The organism is Streptomyces sp. NBC_00433 (assembly GCA_036015235.1).
In the GTDB taxonomy this organism is placed as follows: Bacteria; Actinomycetota; Actinomycetes; order Streptomycetales; family Streptomycetaceae; genus Actinacidiphila.
This window is the reverse complement of sequence record CP107926.1, coordinates 659,441-683,491: the sequence shown is the minus strand read 5'-3', so window position 1 is coordinate 683,491 and position 24,051 is coordinate 659,441. Positions and strand designations below refer to the sequence as shown.

Below are 24,051 nucleotides of genomic sequence, written 5' to 3'. Positions count from 1 at the left end.
AAAGCGCGCACCGGGCCGGAGTCGGCCGCCGAGACGGGCGGCGGGCGTTCCGTAGCCGGCGCCTCGGAGGTGCGGCGGGCGGCCCGTGGTGTGCCTGCCGGGCGCGTGGCTGCCCGGCAGGCACACCAGGGGCTAGTCCGAGCCCAGCTCCGCGGTCATCGCGCGCACCAGCGCGGGCAGCCCGATCGCCAGCGCCTGCTGCTCCTCAGGGGTCAGCGCGGCGAGCCACCGCTCGTGCCGCTGCTTCATCGCCTCGGCGATCTGCGCGGCCGCCCGCCGCCCGGGACCGGTCAGCACCACCTTCTGGAAACGGCGGTTGTCCGGGTCGCGGCCGCGCTCGACCCAGCCCTTCTCGGTCATGCCTGCCACCAGCCGGCTGACGGTGCTCTTCTCCAGGCCCAGGTACGAGCCGAGTTCGTGCTGCACGCAGGCGCCGGTGGCCAGATAGCCCAGTGCCAGCGACTCCGAGAGCGAAGCGCCGAGTCCCGGTACGACCCGGGACGGATCGAGCACACCACGCCGTCTGAACAAGCCGTCCATCGCCAATTCCAGCACGTCGTGCGGTCCGGCGGGCATTACCACCTCCGTGGGTCGCGTTCGGCGACCCTGATTGCTACGCTGCCGTTCGGCAGTTGTGATGTACAACTATAGAGTGATACTCATGCTATCCGACCGGGGCCGCCTCCTCGTCGGACTGCGCTGGGGGGTGGAGGCGACTTCACGGTAATTGACATCCGGCGGTCGCGACGACCTGATGGGCCACCGAGACCGCCGGTTGGAGCGCCGCCGACCTCGGTGTACGCGACGCCGGTACTGTCGTTGTCTACTCAAGCACTTCTGTGACCGCAAGTGACCGAAGCCCGGTGAATTCCGCCAACTTCGCGATTGATCCGGCGCGTTCCGCTGACGACGGCGGCCGGCCCCCGGTGCGGGGGCCGGCCGCCGTCCGGACGGGCGGGGAGCGGTCAGGCCTCGGCCGGCACGTCCCCGATCAGATACAGGTACATCACACTGCTGTTGACCCCGTCCACGTCGAGCAGCTGGTTGACGGCGTCGTCCATGTAGCCGCTGATCCCGATGCAGGACCGTCCCATCCAGGTGGCCACCAGCGACAGGTTCTGCGCCAGGTGCCCGCACTCCACCAGCACCAGGCGGTAGGCGCGCAGGCCGTACGCGAGCCGCTGGTGGGTGAGGTCGGCGACCGGGAAGACCCACAGCGGGCAGTCGGCCGCCTCCAGCTTGCCGGTGGCCTTGGGCGCCGGCACCCGCGGGTCCAGCCACGGCGAGGTCTGCAGCAGCTGCGGGCTGATGTCGCCCGCGGACAGCAGCTCCAGCGCGTGCGCCTCCGGGTCGTAGAGGTAGGTGCCGCGCTCGACGCCCTCCACCTCGTGGCAGTACATCACCAGCCGTATCGGGTAGTTGGCGCCACCGCTGGGGTAGGTGCGCACCCGGTAGGTGGTCGAGGTGCCCGGCAGCCGCTTGTCGGACGCCGTGCCCGCCGAGTAGTGCAGCAGGGTGCTCAGCTCGTCCAGCGAGAAGCTGCCCTGGTAGCGGCCGTGCGTGCTGCGCCGGGCGAGCAGCACCTCGTCCAGTCCCGGGCCGTCGGCGGGAGCGGCGGGCGCGGGCAGCGCGACCGTACGGCCCGTCGAGCGCAGGTCCTGGCGGCCCAGCACCGGGCCGACGCTCTCGTCGGCCAGCTGGTCCTCGCCGCGGAAGACGAAGTATTTGCTCTGCTCGTGGTAACGCCGGTCGGAGGACTTCGCATTGTCGGCGAAGAAGGGCTCGCGCGGCTCGTCGTCCAGCAGCGCGATCGACAGCAGCCAGGCCAGATACGCCTCGTCGGCCGCGGTGATGCCGAGCTGCCGGTGCAAGGTGGCGTGCACCAGGGCCGAGTAGACCTCGTGGGCGGGCCGTTGCAGCAGCCCGGCCTCCTCCATGCCGGCCAGCCGCCCCCAGGCGGCGGACTGCCAGGCGAACCAGCGGGCGACGGCGCCGTTGGGTGCGCCGTCCGCGATGGCGTTGGGGGCGCCGGCGGCGGTACGCACCCGGTCCGCCTGCGCCAGCCAGTCCGTCTGGTTGCGGATGAAGCCGGCCTCGGCGGCGAAGCGCGCCTGCGTCTCGTCGGCGAGGGTCAGGCCCTCAGCGCGCGCCCAGGAGCGGGTGTGGCCGCGCAGCCACTGCACGGCGTCGCGCCAGGTGCCGCCGGCCGCCAGCGCGCTGGCGGTCAGCAGGTCGGCGGCGGGCCGCAGCCGGCGGGCCCGCGAGCGGTGGTCGCGGATGGTGGCGATCACGTCGGCGTTGGCCGACACCCACAGCCGCTCGCCGACCGCCGTGCCGCCGGGGCCGCCGAAGCCGGCCGCGTCCAGCTCGTAGGGCACCTCCTGGGTGCCGCACCCCTCGATGGTGCTCTCCAACCGCTCGGCCAGCCGGGCGAGTTGCTTGTCCTCGGTGGACCGCAGATGCACCAGCAGCCGCGGTTCGCCGCCCGCCGTGCGGGTCGCGTACCAGTCGGCGGGGGCGTCGCCGCCCGGCGCGCCCGCGGCCCACGGCCGGACGGTGCCGATCAGTACGTCGTCGAGCAGCCGTGCCCGCGCGGCCGGGTCGGCGCCGCCGGCCACCGCTACGGACAGCGTCCGCCAGCCGGGGCCGGCCGCTGTGGAAGTCCCCTGAATCGTCTGCGCGCTCAACTTCAGCTCCTCGCTGCCGGACCCCGATGGAGATGTCGTGGGAGCCCGACCCCGCCCGCGGCCGGGGCGGACCCCACGGGGCGAGCTTCCGCCATGGGCGGGCGGTCGTCACCGTTGAGATTGCTCGAACCGGCGGCGATCCGGCCGCGATCCGGCCGCGACCACGGAAAGCCCGGTGCCGGACGCGGGACGCCCGAACCGCCAGGCCCTGGCCCGGTCGTGCGGGCCAGGACCCGGCGGTCCGGGCGGTGGGGAAGCGATTGGGCGGTGGTGCCGGGTCAGCCGGCCGTGCCGGTGGGGGACGCCGCCGGCTCGCCGGCGGCCGTTCCCGCGGGCTCGTCGGCGCGGGCCTTCATCATCTTCCGGGCGCCCTGCAGCGCGGCCCTGGCGACCAGCATGATGATCAGGCCGTTGATGACGTGGAAGCCCATGACGGCGACACCGCCGGTGGAGCTGTGCGCGTCGTCGCGGCCGCCGATCGTGTTGATGAGGATCTGGACCGGGATCAGCGCGGCGACCAGAATGGTCATGCCGATCAGCTTGCGCGGGACCTTGGAGATGATGGCCGCGATCGTGGCGAGCACGGACAGCGCCGGAATGATGACCATTCCGTTCATCTTGTGGGCGTCGAAGGTGCTGTCGGTCTGCGGCTTGGTGAACGCGGCAATACCCGCCAGATAGAACTGCACGCCGATCGCGGCGAACAGCAGGACGCACAGGACGAAGTACAGCTTTCGCATGGCGGAAGCAACCTTTCGGAGTGCTGGGCATGGCGGAGCCCGGCTGCGGCGCGATTCACGCTAGTTATCCTTAACGGCAGTGTCAAGGATAGTTGGATCAGCCCCGCAATACCGGAGCGGACAGGATGTCAGGCGCCCTGCCCCGTACCGCCGTTCGAATCGGCTGCGGTGGCGGCCGGCCCCGCGGTCAGCAGCGAGAGGATCGTGGTGCTCACCAGCTCGCCGGCCACGTCGGCCTTCGTCCGCCCCGAGCCGACCTGCTCCGCGGCCAGGTGCATCAGCGTGTAGACGGTGGCCACCAGCCAGTCCAGCGGCAGGTCGTCGCGGAAGACGCCCTCGGACCGGCCGCGGGCCAGCAGCCGCTCGATCCGGTCGAGCACCAGCTCGGCGTACGCGCGCAGCCGGTCCGGCGGCAGGTTCGCCGACGCCACCAGGTAGAGGTTCCGGTGCCGCTCCAGCACCTGCCACGACGAGCTGAGCAGCTGCGCGAGCACCTCCTGCGGCGGCCCCTCGTCGAGCGGCAGCTCGGTCAGCGCCCGGTGGGTCTGCGCGAAGGCGCGTTGCAGGGCCGCGTCCACCAGGGCCTCGCGGGTCGGGAAGTGCGAGTAGAGCGTCACCCTGCTGACCCCCGCGGCACGCGCGATGGCCGACATGTTGAACTCGCCCTCGGACGGCACGCAGTTGAGGGCGGCGTCCAGGATCGCGGCGATGCTCCGCTCGGCGTCGGAGCGGCGGCGCCTGCCGGCGTCGCCGCGCCGGGCCGGCGATTGATCGTCCATGGTCATGAGGATATCCGCGCAGAAGGTGAGGTCAGTGCATCGGCATCGGGCTGTCGCCCAGTTCGAGCGGGCCCTTGGGGAGCAGTGCGGTCACCGCGACGGCCAGCGCCGCGGCCCCGATCGCCAGCACCAGGAAGGCGTGCCGGTAGCCGGTCAGGGAGGGTGCGGTGGCGGCGGCGACGCTGGTGGCGGCGACCGCGGAGACCACCGCGATGCCGAGCGAGGCGCCCACCTCGTGGCCGGTGTTGAAGACCCCGGAGGCCACACCGGCGCGCTCGGGGTCGACCGAGGACAGGCCGCTGGTGGTCGCGGTGACGAAGGTCGCGCCGATGCCGACGGCGGCGAGCAGGAAGCCCGGCATCAGGGTGGACCACACCCCGCCGCCGATCCCCTTCCAGGACATCAGCGCCATCCCCGCGGCGGCCAGCAGCAGGGCCGCGCAGGCGGTCGGCCGGGGGCCGATCCTGGTCACCTGCTCGGACGCCAGGTGCGCGCCCACCGCGGTGGCGAAGGCGACCGGCAGGAAGACCAGGCCCGCGTGCAGTGGGCTGTAGTGCTCGGCGCGCTGGAGGTAGATGGAGGTGAGGTAGTACGTGCCCAGCAGGGCGGCCGTCGCGAAGACCATGGTGCCGACCGCGCCGGGCAGCGGCGGGCGGCGCACCAGGCCGAGCGGCACCAGCGGGCTGCGCACGCTCCGCTCGATCAGCACGAAGCCGACCGCGAGCAGCACGGCGGCGCCGATCGGCAGCAGCGCCTGCGCCGAGCCCCAGCCCTTGTCGCCGGCCCGCACCAGCCCGAAGATCAGGAAGGCGACCGTGCCGGTGCCGGTGAGCGCGCCGGGCAGGTCGAGGCGGGTGCCGGGGGTGCGCGGCCGGCTGGGAACGACCGCAAGCACGGAGACGAAGACCAGCACGCCGACCGGCACATTGATGAAGAAGGCCCACTTCCAGCCGGGTCCGGAGGTCAGCGCGCCCCCCACGACGACGCCGACGGCGGCTCCCGCGGCACCGATCGCGGCCCACACGCCGAGCGCGCGGTTGCGGGCCTTGCCGGTGAACTCGGTGGTCAGGATGGACAGTGCGGCGGGCGACAGCAGCGCGGCGCCGACGCCCTGGGCGACCCTGGCGGTGAGCAGCTCGGGGCCGTGGGTGGACATGCCGGCGCCGAGCGAGGCGAGGGTGAAGACGGCGAGTCCGACCTGGAAGGAGTTGCGGCGGCCGATGCCGTCGGCGACCTGGCCGCCGAGGATCAGCAGCCCGCCGAAGGCCACGGTGTAGGCGGTGATGACCCATGGCAGCGAGTCGCCGCTGAGTCCGAGCGAGCTGCCGATCGACGGCAGCGCCACATTCACCACCGACACGTCGAGAACGGCCATGAACTGGGCGAGGCTGAGCACCAGCAGCACGGGCCAGCCGGCGGACGGTTCCGCGGGCTCCTCGTGCGTGGTGCGCTGGTCGGCTGCGGTCCTACTCATCACTGACCCCCTTAACCTTACACATATGTTAGGTTTACCGCAGCGCCGCCAGGTATGCAACGCGGATGTTTTCGGCCAGTGGTCTGAGCAATCTGGGAGAGCCGTGGGGGCTGCGGGGCGTGCCAGCATCTGAGCCGACACGAGCATGGCTCGAACACGACTTCAAACCCCTTATGCGGATTACCGCCGACATGGCGGGGCTGTGCCATGCCGGGAGGCCGCGGTCAGGGGCGACAAAAGGGGTACAGGATATGAATTCTCCCTCCGATTCCCAGTCGGCCGAGGGTGTGCGGCGGCGGTCCATGCTGATCGGCACGGCAAGCGGCGCCGCCCTGGCGCTGGCCGGCGCGGGCACCGCCGCCGCGGCGCCCAGCGGCTCGTCGGCCGGTTCCGCCGCGGCCGCCGACGTCGACTGGGACCACGGCAACATCGTCGAGATGGTCATCGTGCCCGAGGCCGAGCCCGTCATCCTGACCCACGTCGCCGGCAACGACGCGACGATCATCGTCCGCGTCACCACCCTGCTGCAGCACGCCTGGTTCGACGCCATCGCGCCCTACCACGCGACCGCGGTGGGCGTCACCTCCAAGCTGGGCCGCCGCCCGGCGAGCGAGGGCGCGACCAACCGCAACAAGAACATCGCCATCATGTACGCGTCGCTGCGGCTGCTCAGCGGCATGATCCCGGCCGCCGTCCCGCAGTGGCGCGCGCTGCTGACCAAGTACGGCCTGGACCCCGACAACACCACCAAGGACCTCAGCACCCCGGCCGGCATCGGCAACGTCGCGGGCCAGGCGGTCCTGGACAACCGGCTGCGCGACGGCATGAACCAGACGGGCGACGTCGGCCGCAAGTACCACCCCATGCCCTACCACGACTACACCGGCTACGAGCCGGTGAACACGGCGTACGAGCTGAAGAACCCGTCGCACTGGCAGCCCAACGTCGTGCCCACCGACAAGCAGGGCCAGTGGCGGGTGCAGGAGTTCATCACCCCGCAGCTCCAGCACGTGCGCCCGTACACCTACAAGGACGTCACCAAGTTCCGGCTGCCCAAGCCCGCCGCGAGCGACGTGCACAACTGGCGGCAGTACAAGGCGCAGGCCGACGAGATCCTCGCCTACTCGGCCGGTCTGACCGACGAGCAGAAGATGATCGCCGAGACCTTCGACGACAAGTTCATGGCGCTCGGCATCTCGGTCGGCATGGCCGGCGCGGAGAGGAACCTGCCGTTCGACGACTGGTTCCACTTCCACATGATCACCGCGGTCGCCGTCTTCGACGCACTGATCGCCGCCTGGTACAACAAGAACGTCTGGGACGGCATCCGCCCGATCAACGCGATCCGGCACATCTACGGCGACGGCAAGGTGAAGGGCTGGGGCGGCCCCGGTCTCGGCACGGTCGAGATGAAGGCCACCGAGTGGTCCAGCTACCTGACCATCCCGGACCACACCGAATTCCCCTCCGGCTCCACCACGCTTTACCACGCCCACTCCCAGTCGGCGGCCCGCTTCCTCGGCAGCGACGCCATCGACCTGCACTTCCCCTTCGCCAAGGGCTCCTCGATCATCGAGCCCGGCGTCACCCCGGCGCAGGACATCGAGCTGCACTTCACCTCGTGGAAGGACTTCGCGGACGTCGGCGGCATGAGCCGCGTCTACGGCGGCGTGCACTTCCTCGGCGCCATAAGGGCGGGCGAGCAGCTCGGCCCGCAGTTCGGCGACCTCGCCTACGAGTTCGTCATGAAGTACGTCAAGGGCCAGGCCTGACCGGCCCCCGCAGCGCGAACACCCTTCCCCGTCCCACTCGCGAGATTCGAGGTCCGATGAACACGCCCAAGTTCGTGTCCGCCCGCAGCGCCGCCGTCGTCGCCGCGACCGCCATGGCGTCCGTCGTCGCCATGGCCCTGCCGGCCGCGGCCCACACCCCGGTCATCCTCACCGCCCAGGACCAGCTGCCGTGGGTGGCGCCCCTGGTGGTCGACGGCACCGACCCGATGGGTCTGTACGGATCGGTGAGCAAGGCGGGCGAAGTGCGGTCCGCCCAGCTGCACTTCACCGCAGGCCAGGAGGTCAGCATCGCCCTGGTGATCCCGGACGAGGCGCCCGAGAACACCCTGACCACGGCCCAGCTGCCCACGGTCACGCTGATCGACCCGCAGCTGCACGTCACCCAGCTCACCCCGGCGCTGCGCGTGCCGATCACCGACGAGGACAGCGGCAACAACTTCCTGCTGCTGCTGAGCTACGACGCCACCGCGGTCTCCGGCACCTACTCGGTGATCGTATCCAGCCACGCGGCAGAGCGTTTCGCGCTGTCCACGGGCATCGAGAGCGAGGAATTCCACGGCGTCCTGCGCGCGACGGTGGCCACCGAGGATGCTGTGGAGGACTGGTACACCACCCCGCCCGCCATCAGGAACCACCACCACGGCTAGTCCGGCGGGTCCCGGCCTGCGGCCGACGACCCCCTGACTCGTCGGTCGCACTCCGTCCGCAACCCGCCTGCAGGCGGGTTGCGGACTGCGGCATGTTCGGGCCCTGCCGCTTTTCCCGCACTCCGACCCCGTCCACCCGTACTCCGACCCATCCACCCGCACCGCGAGACAGGAACGGGACACTCTCAGTGACCGCTAACCTGATCACCTTCGACCTCGTCGCCGTCGTGCTCACCGCGGCGGCCTGGCTGGCGGCCGGGACCACCGCGGCCTCCCGCCTCTCCCTGCCGGCTGCCGCGCTCACCGCGCTCGGCCTGCTGCTGACCGTCGCACGCGTCGGCCTGACCGTGGTGCTCGGCGCCAGCGGCGGCTGGTGGTTCGTGCAGGAGAAGGCCGTACTGGAACTGCCGCTCCAGTGCGTGACCGCCGTGGCCGCCGCCGTGCTGAGCGCACCCCGGCTGACCCGGGCCGCCAGGGCGCGCACCGCACTCGACGGCGACACCACGGCGGTCTCCGTACCGCTGTTCGCCGCCGGATACGCGGCCGCCGCGAGCCTGGTCGTCACCCTGCTCCTCGGCTACCCCACCACGACGGCGGTCGCCCTGGTCACGGTCGCGGTCGTCGCACTGGCGGTGGTGGTGACCTGGCGGCTGCTGGACAGCAGACCGCGCGGCGTCATGCTCAGCGCCGGGGGGACAGCCGTCGTGGTCGGCCTGGTCGGAGTGCTGACCACCTTCGCGGGCACCCCGAAGACCGACGCGGGCGGCGGGCCCGCGGTCGCCTACCCGGCCGCCAAGGGCGTGTCGGTGGCGTCCCTCACCGGGCCGGCCTCCCCCCGGCCCGGCGGCACCGTCCGGCGCTACACCCTGGACGCGCGCACCGCGACCGTCACCCTCGCCTCGGGCAAGCGGGTCGCCGCCTGGACCTTCGACGGCAAGGTGCCGGGGCCGCCGGTCACGGCGGTGCAGGGCGACCTGGTCGAGGTCACGCTGCACAATGTCGACATCGCGACGGGAGTCTCCATCCACTGGCACGGCTACGACGTCCCGGCCGCCGAGGACGGCGCCGCCGGCCTGACGCAGGAAGCCGTCACCCCCGGGCACTCCTTCGTCTACCGCTTCCTCGCCGACCAGGTCGGCACGTACTGGTACCACACCCACCAGGACTCCAACCAGGGTGTGCAGAAGGGCCTTTACGGCTCGCTGGTGGTCGCCCCGCGGCAGGCGAAGGCCGCGCCGACCGACCTCACGCTGCCCTTCCACACCTTCGACGGCACCGCCGTGATCGGCGACCGCGACGGCGTCGACACGCGGTCGGCCGCGCCCGGCAGCCCGGTGCGGCTGCGGGTGATCAACACCGACAACGTCACGCACCGCTTCACCCTCGCCGGCGCCCCCTACAAGCTCGTCGCGGCGGACGGCAACGACCTCAACACGCCGGGCACACTGACCAGGACCGCGCTGAGCCTGGCCGCAGGGGGCCGCTACGACCTCCAACTGACCATGCCCAAGGGTTCGGTGGCACTGCTCGCCGACGACGACAAGACCGGCGGCCTGCGGCTCGTGCCCGGCGGCGGCAAGGCGGCGGCGCCGCCCGACACCACCACCTGGCCGGACCTGGACCTGACCGCGTACGGCAGGCCCGCCGCCCAACCGGTCACCGCCAAAAGCGACTTCGACCGGCGCTTCACCCTGGTCCTGGACCAGGGCCTGTCGCTGTCCGGCCGGACCAAGGGCCGCGACTGGACGGTCAACGGCCACGCCTTCCCCGACGTGCCGACCCTGGTGGTGCGCAAGGGCGACCTGGTCGAGATGACGGTGGTCAACCGCAGCCTGGCCACCCACCCGTGGCATCTGCACGGCCACTCGGTCTACGTGCTGTCCAGGAACGGCGACCCGGTGACCGGCAGCCCCCTCAAGCTCGACACCTTCGACGTCAAGCCCGGCGAGGTGTGGAAGGTGGCCTTCACCGCCGACAACCCCGGGCTGTGGATGGTGCACTGCCACAACCTGGTGCACGCCTCGAAGGGCATGTCGCTGAACCTGGCCTACGAGGGGATAACCGAGCCCTTCGACATGGCGGGCATGCACGGCGACTGACCGCCCGCACCCCTCGTGACTCCGCCCGCCGGCGCGTATCAGTCGCAACCGGCGGGCGGAGACGTATCCGCGGCGGGGAGCCGCGTATCAGGCGCAGGACCTGATGGACCGCCGGCCGATCCACACCGCGACCACCGCGACGGCGAATTCGGCGGCCACCAGCCACCAGCCGGCCTGGTAGCCGCCCCGGCCGTCCGACAGCAGCCCGAAGGTGGTCGGGCCGACGACGTAGCCGGCGAAGAAGCCCATCGACACCAGGCCCGAGGCGTGCCCGGTGCGCCCGAAGCCGCTGCCCTGGGTCACCGCCACCATGGTCACCGCGTTGGCGGCCGCCGCCGAGCCGCCGAGGCCCACCGCGCCCAGCCAGATCAGCCAGTGGCCGCTGGTGGACGCCGGGATCAGCGCGGCGAAGGCGATCGCGGCCACCGCGAGCACCAGCAGCGACTTGGGGATGTCGGTCATCCGGTTCGCGTAGCGCGACCACAGCAGCCGGGAGGCGACCCCGGAGACGCCGATGGCCGAGATCAGCGCGCCGGCCTCGGTGCTGCCCAGGCCCAGCCGCTGATGCGCGTAGAGCGCGAGATAGGTGTTGAGCGAGGCGAGTCCGGCGCCGATGAAGAGCGAGTAGCCCATCAGCCACTGCGTGGCGCGGTTGGGCGGGGCCGGCAGCGCGAACGCCTTCGCGGGCGGGCCCGAGCGGTCGTGGGGCAGCGCGACGGCCGCGATCGAGGCGGCCGCGGCGATGGGCACCACCAGCAGCACCGCGGTGCGCCAGGAGGTCGCGCGGGCCAGGCTCGGCAGCACCAGGCCCGCGATGAGCGCCGCGAGCGGAACCCCGGACTGCTTGACGCCGATCGCGAACGCCCGCTTGTCGGGCGGCACATGGGCGGCGATCAGCTTGTTGGTCGAGGGGTTGGACAGCGACTGCGGTATCCCGGCGATCAGCACCGCGACCAGCAGCAGCCAGTAGGTGTGCCCGGCCGCGACCAGCGCGAAGTCCGCCGCTATCAGCCCGGAGAGCAGGATGAAGGCCCGGCGGGCGCCGACGGTGTCGGTGAAGTGCCCGGCGAAGAGCGACAGCACGGTCGCGGTGCCGAAGGCCGCGGACGTCAGGTAGCCCAGTTGGGACTTGGTGATGTGCAGGTCGGCGATGACGAACGGGGCGAGCGAGCCGATGGTGTAGAGGATGAACATCGAAAGACCCATGCCCCCGGCGAGCAGCGGCACCAGAACCCGCGGCGTCGCCTTGGCCGGTGCTGCTGCTTTCTCTACCGAGTCGGTGGTCATGAGTGTCAGGCTGGCCTCGCGGCGCCCTGTCCTCCACTCCTGAATTGCTCGCCCGCCCGATTCCCGGGGGTCAGAGCCCCGCGGGCATGCCGTCGCCGCTCAGCGCGGCCAGGTCGCTCTTGCGCATCTTGATCACGAACAGCGAGATCAGGAAGGCGACACCGATGACCACCACGCCCGCCAGATAGGCGGTGGTGACGCCGTGGGTGAGCACCGCGTCCGCCCATTTCGCCGGCAGATTCCCGGACTTGGCGAAGTCGGCCTTCTGCTGCGGCGTGCCGTTGGCCATGAAGTCGGCCACCTGCTTCTTGCCCTCGCTGCGGCTGGCCGAGCCGAAGACGGTGACCAGGATGGACAGGCCGAGCGCGCCGCCCACCCCCTGCATCGCGTTGAGCAGCCCGGAGGCTGCGCCGGCCTGCTGCTGTGCGATACCGGAGACCGCGGTCAGGGTGAGGGTGACGAAGGTCAGGCCGAGGCCGAGGCCGAAGACGATCATCGGCCCCATCACGCCGGTGACGTAGCTGCTGTCCGGCGCGATCTGGGTGAACCACACCATCGACACGGTGGTGACGGCGGTGCCCACGATGAGGAAGGGCTTCGGGCCGAACCGGGGGAGCAGCTTCTGGGCCAGCGTCGCCGCCACCCCGATCGCGCCGGTCACCGGCAGGAAGCCGATACCGGTCTTGATCGCGCTGTAGCCCAGCACGTTCTGCACGTAGATCACCAGGAAGAAGATCAGGCCGAGCAGGCAGCCGCCGAGCGCCAGCATGATCGCGTAACTGCCGGCCCTGTTGCGGTCGGCGAAGAGCATCAGCGGGGTGATGGGGTCGCTGGTCCTGCGCTCCTGCACCACGAACAGCGCGAGCAGGACGACGGCGGCGACGAAGGCGCCGATCGTCCAGCCGTCCCGCCAGCCGTCGTCGGAGGCCCGGATGAAGCCGTAGACCAGCGAGGACATGCCCAGGGTCGAGGTGAGCGCGCCGACCAGGTCGAATCTGCTGGGACGGCGGGGCGACTCGTCGATGTAGAGCGGGGCGAGCAGCGCCACCGCCAGGCCGATCGGCAGGTTGACGAAGAAGATCCAGCGCCAGTTCAGCCACTGCACCAGCACACCGCCGGCCAGCAGGCCGATCGCGCCGCCGCCGCCGGACACCGCCGCGTAGACGCCGAAGGCCTTGGTGCGCGCCGGGCCTTCGGGGAAGGTGGTGGTGATCAGCGCCAGCGAGGTGGTCGAGGCGACGGCGCCGCCGATGCCCTGGACGGCCCGGGCGGCGAGCAGCTGCCAGGGCTCCTGGGCGAGTCCGGCCGCCAGCGAGGCGACGGTGAACAGCGAGATTCCGGCGACGAAGACCTGCCGCCGGCCGAGGATGTCACCCGCCCTGCCGCCGAGCAGCAGCAGTCCGCCGAAGGTCAGGGTGTAGGCGTTGATCACCCACGAAAGGCCCGAGGTGGAGAAGTTCAGCGCGTCCTTGATGTGCGGGTTGGCGATGTTCACAATCGTTGAATCGAGAACCACCATCAGCTGGCAGGTCACGATCACCGCGAGCGCGATACCGGGGCGCCCGGCCCGGCGGGCGGCGCCCCTGGTCGAAGGCACGGATAACTGATCCGTAGTCAAGACAGCTCCCAGATGTGGTCCGGCGATTCCGGACGGAACAGATCACTGCCAGCCTGACACCCGCCCCGTACCGGGCGCCAGTTGTGTCGGCCAACTCCCGTCAAAAATTGAGCAATCGTGGCGATGATCGCGCCACCGCACCGGGCGAGACTCGAAGTCCCGTGCCCCGGACCACCCCGGCACGGCAGCACCCGCCGGAAGGATCACCATGTCGGAGCAGATCAAGGAGCTGGTCGGCAAGCTCTACGACGGGCTCGCCAAGGCCGACGTCGAGGCGATCGTGGCGCTGTTCGACCCCTCGGTGGAGATCGAGACCCCGCCCTCGCTGCCCTGGTCCAAGGGCAGCTACAGCGGCATCGAGGGCGCTGTGGCCTACTTCACCAGCGCGCTGGAATACCTGGAGGACACCGGCTTCACGGTCGACGAGGTCCGCGTGGACGGCGAGTGGGCCGCCGCGATCGGCGACTGGACCGGCCGCTTCCGCGCCTCCGGCGGCGAGTTCAATGTGCGCTTCGTGCACTTCTGGCTGTTCCGCGACGGAAAGGTCGTGAAGGGCTCCGGAATCTCCGACACCGTCGGAATCGTCAGGGCCTACGCACCGGACTCGGTGCCGGCCGCCGGCTGACCCTTTTCCCCTTGTTCGAAGGCTTCTGGTTTTCTCCGCGGAAGCGCGCGGAGAAAACCAGAGCAATGCGGAAGTCGCAGCCCGGTGACCGGGTGCCTAGCATCGGCACACGGACCTATCTGAGGAGGGCCTGTTGGCTGCACAACGAAAGGCGACCGAGCCGCAGGAACGCATCCGCGCCGATGTGTGCGTGATCGGTTCCGGGGTAGTCGGGCTGATCAACACCATCGCGATGGCGAAACGCGGACTGTCCGTCGTCTGCGTCGACCAGCCCTCCGAGAAGCAGCTCGCGAGCTACAAGGTCGGCGAGTCGCTGCTCATCTACTCCAATGCGTTTCTGCGGGTTCTCGGCGAGATCGACGAAGAACTGAACAACTCCTTCCAGAAGGACGGCTTCTGGATGGCGTACGGCATGGAAGGCCGTACGAGTTTCGACGACAGCGTCTCCGAATGGGGTTTCGAGAGCGAACTCCCGCAGCGCTGGCTCGACAACTACTACGACCCGAAGTTCGCCCGGGTGATGTTCCAGGACTCGCAGATCGTCCGGCCGGAGATCGAGGCCGTACTGCGCGAGCGGGCCCGTAACACCGAGGGCGTCACCTTCCTCGACCGCGGCCTGGTGCGCGACGTCGAACTCGGCGCGGGCGACGGCGACCACCTGCTCACCTGGTCGTCGCGGGACCGCGGCGAGAGCGGCGAGATCGCCGCCCGCTGGATGGTCGACTGCTCGGGGCGCGCCCGCTTCCTGGCCAAGAAGTTCGGCCACGACAAGCCGCTGCGCGACGAGTTCAGCACCACCGCCGCCTGGGCGCAGTTCGCCAACTGCACCGACGACCTGTTCGACGACCGCTGGGAATACCACTTCCCCGACGGCGTCGTGGCCCGCCGCGAGCGCAACACCCTGCACCTGTGGGGCGACAATTACTGGATCTGGATCATCCGGCTGGCCGGCGACCGGGTCAGCGTGGGCGTCACCTACCACCGCGGCCGGCCCCCGGAGGACGGCAACGCCCGGGACGTGTTCTGGAAGATCCTGCGGCGCTACCCGGTGCTCGACTGGCTGAACGAGGACGACGTGCTGGAGTTCAGCGCGTACAAGGACGTCCAGCACATCACCGACACCTTCGTGTCCGACCGCCGCTACGCCATGGTCGGCGACGCCTCCTCGATCATCGACGCCTACTACAGCCAGGGCATCTCCCTGTCGATGGTCGGCTCCTGGCACATCGCCAACATCGCCCAGAGCGACGTGCAGGACAGCCGGCTCGACACCGGCTACATCGACCACGTCAACAACTCGCTGACCGCCGACTGGCGGATCATGCGCTCGATGGTCCACTCCAAGTACAGCCCGGCCATCGCCGACAGCCGCTTCTTCATCCTCGACCACCTGCTGGACCTGACGATCTTCGGCGCCGCGATGCTGGGCCGCTTCCGGGCCACCCGCTGGCTGATCGAGACCGAGGGGCGCACCAGCGCCGAGCAGGACGAGCAGCGGCACCTGCGGCAGGGCCTCGGACGGCGGCTGTACCTGTCGCAGTCCGCCCCCTGGCACAGGATCGACCCGCAGCGGGTGGCGACCATCGTGGAGAACTGGCACCGCGGCCTTGAGGAGCGGGCCGTCTGGCGGCTGGAGAACGGCGAGGAACTGCCCGCCACCAAGGCCGCGATGCGCGCCTACGCGGCCCTGCCCGGCCTGTGGCGGCTGCCCTACCTCAACCGGCTGCCCAAGGCCGACCTGACGCTGCGGCCCAAGGACGAGCCGGAGTTCACCTATGTCAAGGGCAACGAATACCGGCCGCCGCTGATGGCCGTGTCCGGCACCCTGCTGCTCGCCCTGGTCGGCGCGGGCACCGCGTACGACATCGCCGACACCCGCGTGCGCAAGATGCGCAGGACATGGCGGGGGCTCAGGGGCCGGCGCTGACCTGCCCACCGGGCAGCCCGGTCCGCGGCCGGCCCTGCCCGGACCCCCGGCCCCTGGCGCCCCGAGGCCTCCGCCGACGCGGGTCCGCCGCGTCCCAGGCGGTTCCAGAATGTATATAGAAATCCCTCAGACCGCGCCGAGAATAATGGCGGCAAGCGCGGTTGATGAGTGCAACCGACCACATGTCGATATGCCGCACCGCGGCAGAAGGACCGCGACCGGATCGGACTAGCGGAAGGTCTTCGCATGCGACCCAATCCCTACGGGGTACCGGAAGAATACGATGTCATCGTGATCGGCGGCGGGCCGGCGGGAGCGACGACGGGTGGGCTGCTCGCAAAGCGCGGCCACCGGGTGCTCGTGCTCGACCGCGAGCGTTTCCCCAGGTATCACGTCGGGGAATCGCTCATCCCCGCGTTCATGCGTCCCATGGAGGAAATGGGAATCACCCAGCGCATGGACGAGCGCGGCTTCGAGCGCAAGAACGGCGGCACCCTGGTCTGGGGCAACGCGCAGGTGCCGTGGAACTTCTCCTTCGTGGAGGGCACCGCCTACACCCACGCCTTCCACACCCGGCGTGCCGACATGGACTCGCTGATCCTGGACCGGGCCCGTGAGCTGGGTGTCTTCATCATCGAGGACGCCACGGTCAAGGAGCCCATCGAGGAGGACGGCCGGGTCACCGGGGTGCGCTACACCCTGCGCGGCGCCGACCGCCCCTACGAGGCCAAGGCCAAGCTGGTGGTCGACGCCTCCGGCCAGTCGCGGCTGCTCAGCCGCCGCTACGCCGACGTCACCTGGCACGAGGAGCTGCGGAACGTCGCGGTGTGGACGTACTTCGACAACTGCGAGCGGCTGGCGGGCGACGAGTACACCAACATCCTCATCGAGGGCCTGGACGACGGCTGGTTCTGGGCGATCCCGCTGGACAAGGGCACCATCAGCGTCGGCTACGTGACCCGGTCCTCGCTGGCCGGCCAGTCCGACGAGAAGCTGCCCGACCTCTTCATGACCGAGATGGAGAAGTCCACCAAGCTCAAGAAGATGCTGGCACCCGCCAACCAGGCGGCCGGCTGGCGCTCGGCCCGGGACTGGTCGTACACCAGCACCCAGTTCCACGGCAACGGCTGGGTGTGCGTGGGCGACTCCGCGGCCTTCGTCGACCCGCTGTTCTCCACCGGCGTGGCGCTGGCCACCCTGGCGGGCAGCACGCTGGCGAAGATCGTCGACGAGATCATCAAGCACCCGCAGATCGAGGCCGCGGCGCTGGAGCGCTACGCCACGTCCTACCGGGGCTTCTTCGATGAGATCAGGACGTTCGTGGAGCGGTTCTACGACCGCACCAGGTACAAGGAGTTCTACTACAGCCTGGCCTCCGAGATGGTCGACCCCGACCACGAGCGGACCCCGAACGCCAACTTCGTGCAGCTCATCTCCGGGCTCAGCGGCAAGCACCCGATGCTCAACCTCCGCATGGACGACCTGATCGCGGGTGCGGAAGCCGACAAGGAGACCGCGGCCTCGGCCTGACCCGGCCCGGCGGCGCGAGCACGCCGACTTCCACAGCGCGTCCGCATCCATGCCCGTGCGGACGGGCTGTGGAATTACGGCTGTTCGCCGGTGCACCCGAAATGCAATCAGTGGGAAACAAGGCGGATCTGTCCGCGATTCACCCCTAGCGCATCGTAGGGGTTGTCCCCGGGAAATTGCTGTATCGGATTCAGGGGTTTTAGGGACGGAAGTGTTCTCCGTAGGGTAGTGGCGGGCGCCGTTTCTCCGGGCGCGCTTGAATTCCACGTGGCTGTTGACGACCGCCCGGTCATTTCCGGGCACGACGAAAAGGCTGCCCATGCACGCGGATACTGCGTACGATCCGGAAGACCTGATCGCCATCGTCGGCATGGCCGGACGATTCCCCGGCGCCCCCGACACCGAGAGCCTGTGGACCCTGCTCATGGAGTCCCGCGAGGCGATCGTCCCGGTCCCCGCGCAGCGCTGGGACACCGGCCGCCCGCTCGACCCGGACAAGGACATCCAGGCGGTCGGCGGCTTCGTCGACGGCGTCGAGAACTTCGACGCGGCCTTCTTCGGCGTCTCGCCCCGCGAAGCGGCGGCCATCGACCCGCAGCAGCGGCTCATGCTGGAGGTCGGCTGGCGGGCCATGGAGGACGCCGGGCAGCGCGCGAGCGACCTGGCCGGCACCCGCACCGGCGTCTACGTCGGCGCCTCCTGGCACGACTACGAGCTGCTGCGCATCAACCGCGGCGCCCGCCCCACCCCGCACAGCCTGGTCGGCAACGCCCTCGACGTGATCGCCGCCCGCCTGTCGTACTTCCTGCAACTGCGCGGCCCCAGCCTCACGGTCGAGACCGGCTGCTCGTCCTCCCTGGTCGCCCTGCACCTGGCCGCCCAGGCACTGCGGCAGGGCGACGTCGACGCGGCGATCGTCGGCGGCGTCAACCTCATGATGGACCCCCACGTCACCGTGGGCCTCACCCACTTCGGCGGGCTGTCGCCCGACGGACGCTCCAAGGCGTTCTCGAAGCACGCCAACGGCTTCGTCCGCGGCGAAGGCATCGCCGCGCTCTACGTCAAGACACTCGCCCGCGCCCTCGCCGACGGCGACCGCGTTCACGCCGTCGTCGCCAGGACCGTCGTCAACAACGACGGCGGCGGCGACAGCCTGGTCACCCCCAGCCCGGCCGGCCAGCGCGACCTGCTCACCCGCGCCTACCTGGCCGCCGACCACCCGGTAGGCGTCCCCTCGTACATCGAGGCGCACGGCACCGGCACCGGCCGCGGCGACCCGATCGAGGCCACCGCCATCGGCGAGATCCTCGGCGGCAAGCGCGACGGCGACGACCCGCTGCACATCGGCTCGATCAAGACCAACATCGGCCACCTGGAGGCCTGCGCCGGCATGGCGGGCCTTTTCAAGCTGCTGCTGTCGCTGCGGCACCGCACCGTGCCGCCGAGCCTGCACGCCGAGGAGCTGAACCCGGCGATCCCCTTCGACGAGCTGGGCCTGCGGGTGGCCCGCGAGGCCGTCGCACTGCCCGCGGACGGCCCGGTCACCGTCGGCGTCAACTCCTTCGGCTGGGGCGGCACCAACGCGCACGTCGTGCTCACCTCGCCGCCGCAGACCTTCGCGCCCGCCCTGCCGGTACGCAGTCCCGCCGCGCCCGGCACGGGGCTGCCCGTCGTCCTGCCGCTGTCGGCCAAGGAGCGCCCGGTGCTCGCGCTGCGCGCCCGCGACCTCCTCGGCGTCCTGCCGCAGGACGCCGCCGGCCTCGCCGCCACCGCGGGCGCCCTGGGCAGGCGGCGCGACCACTTCCCGGTCAGGGCCGCGGTCGTGGCCGCCGGCCGCGAGGAACTGGCCGCCGGCCTGCGGGCCGTCGCCGGGCTCACCGACACCGACACCGACCCCGACGTGCCGGGCGTCGTCCTCGGCCGGGCCGTGCCCAGGCGGCGGGTCGCCTTCGTCTTCCCCGGACAGGGCTCCCAGTGGCGCGACATGGGCCTGGCCCTGCACCGCGACAGCCCGCTGTTCGCCGACGTCGTCGCCCGCTGCGCCGAGGCGCTGCGCCCGCACTGCGACTGGGACCTGCTGGACATCTTCGCCGGCCGGGCCGGCGACGAGTGGACCACCCGCATCGACATGCTGCAGCCCACCTTGTGGGCGATGTCGCTGGGCCTGGCGGAACTGTGGCGCGCGGCCGGCGTCGAACCCGACGTCGTCCTGGGCCACAGCCAGGGCGAGATCACCGCGGCCACCGTCGCCGGCATCCTCTCCTACGAGGACGCCGCCCTGGTCATGGCCCGGCGCAGCGCCATCGCCCGGCGCACCTCGGGACAGGGCAGGATGCTCGCCGTCGACCTGGACCGCGAGGGCGCCCTCGCCGCGCTCGAAGGCTTCGAGGACAGCGTCTCGCTGGCGGTGCACAACGGCCCCACCTCCTGCGTGCTGTCCGGCGAGGAGGACTCGGTCCTGGTGCTCAAGGAGCTGCTGGAGGCCGACGGCACCTACTGCAGGCTCGTCAACGTCGACTACGCCTCGCACAGCCCGCAGATGGACCCGCTGCGCGAGGACCTGCTCGCGGCGCTCGAACCGGTCAGGCCGCGGGCCGGCGCCACCGAGCTGATGTCCACCGTCCGGGTGGCCGGCCTCGACGGCCCCGAGATGGACGCCGCCTACTGGGTGGAGAACCTGCGCAGCCCGGTGCTCTTCGCCGACGCGATGGGCGCGCTGCTCGCCGACGGCGTCACCCACGTCGTCGAGATCAGCCCGCACCCGGTGCTGGCCCCCGCGGTCGAGCAGATCGCCGCGGAGATGCCCGAGGCGCTGGCCGTACTGACCACCCTGCGGCGCGACCAGGGCACGACCGGCCACTTCGCCCTCGCCCTGGCCCGCGGCTACACCCGCGGCCTCGAACCCTTCGCGACGCTGCCCTCCGACCCCGCGGTGCCGCTGCCCGGCTACCCGCTGCGGGCCGATCCCTACTGGCCGCAGGAGCGGCGCGGCGGCGCGGGCGCCGCCCGCGGCTTCGACGTCCCCGTCACCGCCGTCCCCGGCGAGGACGACACCTGGCAGGCCGCGCTCGAACTGTCCCTGGCCGACCAGCCCTGGCTCGGCGACCACCGCGTCTACGGCACCGCAGTGCTGCCCGCCGCCGCCACGCTGTCGATCGCCCTCGACGTGATCCGCACCCGCACGGGGGCCTTGCCGGCCCGGCTGGAGAAGATCACCTTCGACCGCGGCATCACCCTCGCCGACGACGACCTCACCCGCCTCACCGCCCGCTGGCGCGAGGACATCACCTCGGGCGGCACCTTCCGCCTGCTGTCCCTCGCCCAGGACGCCACCTGGCAGCCCAACGCGACGGCCCGCGGCGCGCTCGGGACCGCGCCGGACGCCCCGGCCCCGGCCTTCCCCGCGTGGGCGCCGGACGCCGCAGCCGACGTCGACACCGCCGACTTCTACCGGGCGTGGGCCGCCCGCGGCCTCGAATACGGCGCCGCCTTCCAGGGCATCACGTCCCTGCGCGTCGCCCCCGGCCGCGAGGCGCTGGGCGAAGTGCGCCTCGCCGACCGGCTCCTGTCCGGCGTACGCCCCGGCACACTGCACCCCGCACTGTGGGACAGCGCCCTCCAGGTCGCCCTCGCCCTCTACGACGACACCCCCGCGGCCACCGCCCTGGTCCCCACCGCGGTCCACCGCGTCCTCACCCACGCCCCGCTCACCACCCCGGTGACCGCCGTGTGGTCCCACGCCGTCCGCCGCCCCGACACCCTCGCCGACGTCACCCTCTTCACCCCCGACCACACCCCGCTGCTGACCATGGAGGGCGTCGAACTGCGCCCCCTGGACGTCGGCGACACCGCCGGCTCTGCGGAGGCGGAACGCCTCCACCGGCTGGAGTGGACGGAGGTCGCCGGGGGCGCCGATGCACCGGCCGGCGTGGGGACTTCACCGACGGACGCCGCCGCCAGCACGGCTGCGGGCGCGAGCCCGGCGGCTGGCGGTGGCGGTTCGGCCGCGGCAATGGGCCAGGTTGACGCCGCGGCCTCGGTCGCTGCCGGGAGTCCGGCACCTGGCGGTAGCGGCTCGGCCCCTGCCGCCGACGGGAGTTGGGCCGTACGCGGCGACGCCGGGCTTGCCCGTACGCTCGCCGGTGCGCTGGCTGCCGCCGGCGGGCGGATCGCCGAGGAGGGCGACGCCGACGCCGTGGTCTTCGCCGTGCCCGCCGCAGAAGCGGGGCGGGGCGCGCAGCGCGCGGCGTTGGACGAACTCGTCGCGCTCGTGCCCGCCCTCGCCGACCGCGCCGCGCCGCCGTCGCTGACCATCGTCACCGTGGGCGCCCAGCCCGCCGTCGACAGCGACCTGTCCGACCCGGGTGGTGCGCTCTTCTGGGGCTTCGGGCGCGTCCTGCGGCGCGAGCACCCCGAACTGACGCCCCGGCTGGTCGACATCGACGGCACGGGCGAGGAACAGGCAGCCGGATGCGTCGCGTTGCTCACCGCGGAGGACGGCGAGGACCAGACGGCCCTGCGCGGCGGGCGGCGGTTCGCCGCCAGGCTCAGCCGCGGCGAGGGCGGCGACACGCTGCCGCCCGCGCACACCGCGCCCCAGCCCTTCCGCTTCAGCCCCGGCGCGGCCGCCCCGGTGCTGCCGCTGACCCGGCGTGCCCCGGCGGAGGGCGAGATCGAGATCGAGGTCACGGCGTCCGCGCTGTCCGGCTCGTGCGCCGGCCGGGTGACCGCCACCGGGCCCGGAGCCGACGGCTTCGCGGTCGGCGATCGGGTCGCCGCCTGCGGCACCGGAACCCCGGCGAGCCACGTGACCGTACCCGCCGCGCTGGCCAGGCCGCTCGCGGCCGGGCTGGACGACGTGGCCGCCGCGCCGCTCCCGCTCGCCCTGGCCACCGCCGGTTACGCGCTCGCGCACCTCGGGCGGCTGGACACGGGCGAGTCCGTACTCATCCATGTGACCGCCGACGACGCGGCCGCGCAGGCGGCGCTCCGTATCGCCACCATGCTCGGGGCCCGCGTCCTCGCCACCGCCGCGTCCGAGGACATCCGCGGCCGGCTGCGCGAGCAGGGTGTCGCCGACGTCTTCGACTCCACGGACCCGGCCTGGACCGACCAGGTCGCCACGGCGACCGCGGGCCGCGGGGTCGACCTGATGATCGGCCTGCCCGCGGGCACCGCCCCGGACATCGGCGCCACCGCCCTGGCCCCCGACGGCCGGCTGGTCGTCCTCGGCCCGGTCACCCCGACCAGGACCCCGCTGCCCAGCAGCCTGACCCTGGCCTCCGTCGACATCCCGGGCCTCCTGACCCGCACCCCGTCCCGCTTCGTCCGCGCACTGGACTCCGGCTGGAAGCTCGTGGCGGCGGGCAAGTTCCCGCCCCTGCCGGTGAGGCCCCTCACCTTCGCGGAGTCCGCGAGCGCCTTGCCCACCGGCGAGGCGGCCGAAGCGTCCGGCGTGGACGCCGTCGCGGCCGGATCCGGTGCCGGTACGGCAGTCGGCGCGGCCGGCGCGGGACCTGCGGACGCCGCAGGCGGGCCCGTTGTCGACGCGGCGGCCGCCGCCTCCCGCGCGGACGCCGCTGCGGACGGATCCGCCGGTACGGCGGTCGGCGCGCGCGGCGACGCGGTCGGTGTCAGTACCGCCCGGCGCGAGCAGGAAGCCGCCATCACCGTGCTCGTCGGTCCCTCCACCGTGGACGCGGTCAGTGCGGTCGCGCTGCCCGGGGGGCGGTTCCGGGGCGACGGGACGTATCTGATCACCGGCGGCCTCGGTGAGCTGGGGTTGTCGCTGGCCCGCTTCATGGTCGACCGGGGCGCCGGGCGGCTGGTGTTGATGGGGCGGTCGGCGCCCAGGGCCGAGGCCGTCGGGCAGGTGGGGGAGATGCGGGCGGGCGGGGCCGTGGTGGAGACCGTCGCGTGCGATGTCGCCGACGCCGCCGCGCTGGAGGCCGCGTTGGGCGGGCTGCGCGAGGAGGCGTTCCCGCTGCGCGGGGTCGTGCACGCGGCGGGGCTGCTGGCCGACTCCACCATCCGCAATCTGACGTCCGCCCAGCTCGACGAGGTGCTGGCGCCGAAGGTCGCGGGCGCGGCCAACCTGGACGCGGCGACCGCGGGCGACCCGCTGGACCTGTTCGTGCTGTTCTCCTCCGCCGCCGCCCTCGTCGGCAATGCCGGCCAGGCCGCGTACGCCGCGGGCAACGCCTTCATGGACGCGCTCGCCCAGGCGAGGCGCCGCCGCGGGCGGCCCGGACTCAGCGTCCAGTGGGGGCCGTTCACCGGTATCGGCCTGGCAGCCAGGGACGAGCAGCGCGGCGACCGGCTGGCCGAGCGCGGCATGGGCGGCTTCCCGGCCGACGAGGCCTGGCCCGCGCTCGTGCGGATGCTGGAGCGCGGCGACGCCGTCACCGGATACGTACCGATCCAGCTGCGCCAGTGGTTCGACGCCTATCCCGACACCGCCGCCCTCGGCAGCTGGCGGCAGCTGTACGCGGCGTCCCGCGACAACTCCGCCTCCTCCGGCGGGGAGTTCCTGGCAGGGCTGCTGCGCAACGCTCCCGAGGCGCGGCTCGCACCGGCCGAGGACAAGGTCAGGGAGCTGGCCGGCCGGATCATGCGGATGGACCCGGCGAGGGTCGAGTCCGACACCCCCTTCAAGGCGCTGGGCCTGGACTCGCTGATGAGCCTGGAACTGCGCAACCGGCTTGAGGCCGCCTTCGGCCTCAAGCTCTCTCCCACACTGCTGTGGGCCTACGGCACTCCCCGCGCCCTGGCGGGCGCGCTGTGCGGGCAACTGCCCGCGACGGACGGCACCCGACCGGACGCGACGTCGTAACCGACAGCGAGGA

General features: G+C 72.0%; 14 protein-coding genes. 7 read left to right on the top strand and 7 right to left on the bottom strand.

From position 1 onward, the window contains the following. Positions 1-132: 132 nt before the first annotated feature. From OG900_02845 to OG900_02825, 5 genes are all read right to left on the bottom strand, one after another. A complete protein-coding gene (locus OG900_02845; protein WUH89173.1) occupies positions 133-576 on the bottom strand; it encodes a MarR family transcriptional regulator in 444 nt (147 codons plus the stop codon). A 389-nt stretch (positions 577-965) separates the two neighbouring features. Further along, positions 966-2,687, bottom strand: a complete 1,722-nt coding sequence (locus OG900_02840) for a SagB family peptide dehydrogenase (GenBank protein ID WUH89172.1) — start codon at positions 2,685-2,687, stop codon at positions 966-968. Positions 2,688-2,965: 278 nt separating this feature from the next. Then, positions 2,966-3,427, bottom strand: a complete 462-nt coding sequence (locus OG900_02835) for a DUF6220 domain-containing protein (GenBank protein WUH89171.1) — start codon at positions 3,425-3,427, stop codon at positions 2,966-2,968. A gap of 128 nt (positions 3,428-3,555) precedes the next feature. Continuing rightward, on the bottom strand, positions 3,556-4,206 hold the full coding sequence (locus OG900_02830; protein ID WUH89170.1) for a TetR/AcrR family transcriptional regulator: 651 nt from the start codon (positions 4,204-4,206) through the stop codon (positions 3,556-3,558). 31 nt (positions 4,207-4,237) lie between these two features. Beyond that, positions 4,238-5,680 (bottom strand): MFS transporter, encoded by a 1,443-nt coding sequence (locus OG900_02825; GenBank protein WUH89169.1) that lies wholly within the window; start codon positions 5,678-5,680, stop codon positions 4,238-4,240. Positions 5,681-5,931: 251 nt separating this feature from the next. Between OG900_02825 and OG900_02820 the strand changes: the two genes are divergently transcribed. From OG900_02820 to OG900_02810, 3 genes are all read left to right on the top strand, one after another. Beyond that, on the top strand, positions 5,932-7,452 hold the full coding sequence (locus OG900_02820; GenBank protein ID WUH89168.1) for a hypothetical protein: 1,521 nt from the start codon (positions 5,932-5,934) through the stop codon (positions 7,450-7,452). Between the two features lie 56 nt (positions 7,453-7,508). Continuing rightward, complete coding sequence (locus tag OG900_02815) at positions 7,509-8,120, top strand: hypothetical protein (protein ID WUH89167.1); 612 nt, start codon at positions 7,509-7,511, stop codon at positions 8,118-8,120. Between the two features lie 188 nt (positions 8,121-8,308). Next, a complete protein-coding gene (locus OG900_02810; protein WUH89166.1) occupies positions 8,309-10,219 on the top strand; it encodes a multicopper oxidase family protein in 1,911 nt (636 codons plus the stop codon). Between the two features lie 87 nt (positions 10,220-10,306). Here the strand turns inward: OG900_02810 and OG900_02805 are convergent, their stop codons facing one another. Then, positions 10,307-11,506 (bottom strand): MFS transporter, encoded by a 1,200-nt coding sequence (locus OG900_02805; GenBank protein ID WUH89165.1) that lies wholly within the window; start codon positions 11,504-11,506, stop codon positions 10,307-10,309. 70 nt (positions 11,507-11,576) lie between these two features. Then, complete coding sequence (locus OG900_02800; GenBank protein ID WUH89164.1) at positions 11,577-13,103, bottom strand: MFS transporter; 1,527 nt, start codon at positions 13,101-13,103, stop codon at positions 11,577-11,579. Between the two features lie 229 nt (positions 13,104-13,332). Between OG900_02800 and OG900_02795 the strand changes: the two genes are divergently transcribed. The 4 genes from OG900_02795 (at position 13,333) to OG900_02780 (ending at position 24,038) form a co-directional block, all read left to right on the top strand. After that, on the top strand, positions 13,333-13,749 hold the full coding sequence (locus OG900_02795; GenBank protein WUH89163.1) for a nuclear transport factor 2 family protein: 417 nt from the start codon (positions 13,333-13,335) through the stop codon (positions 13,747-13,749). Positions 13,750-13,882: 133 nt separating this feature from the next. Beyond that, positions 13,883-15,676: an FAD-dependent monooxygenase gene (locus OG900_02790; protein WUH89162.1), complete on the top strand. Its 1,794-nt coding sequence runs from the start codon at positions 13,883-13,885 to the stop codon at positions 15,674-15,676. Between the two features lie 246 nt (positions 15,677-15,922). Next, entirely contained in the window at positions 15,923-17,206 is a 1,284-nt protein-coding gene (locus OG900_02785; GenBank protein WUH89161.1) for a tryptophan 7-halogenase, read from the top strand. A 319-nt stretch (positions 17,207-17,525) separates the two neighbouring features. Beyond that, positions 17,526-24,038 carry an SDR family NAD(P)-dependent oxidoreductase gene (locus OG900_02780; GenBank protein ID WUH89160.1) on the top strand — a complete coding sequence of 2,171 codons (6,513 nt, stop codon included), beginning with the start codon at positions 17,526-17,528 and terminating at the stop codon, positions 24,036-24,038. Positions 24,039-24,051 lie beyond the last annotated feature (13 nt).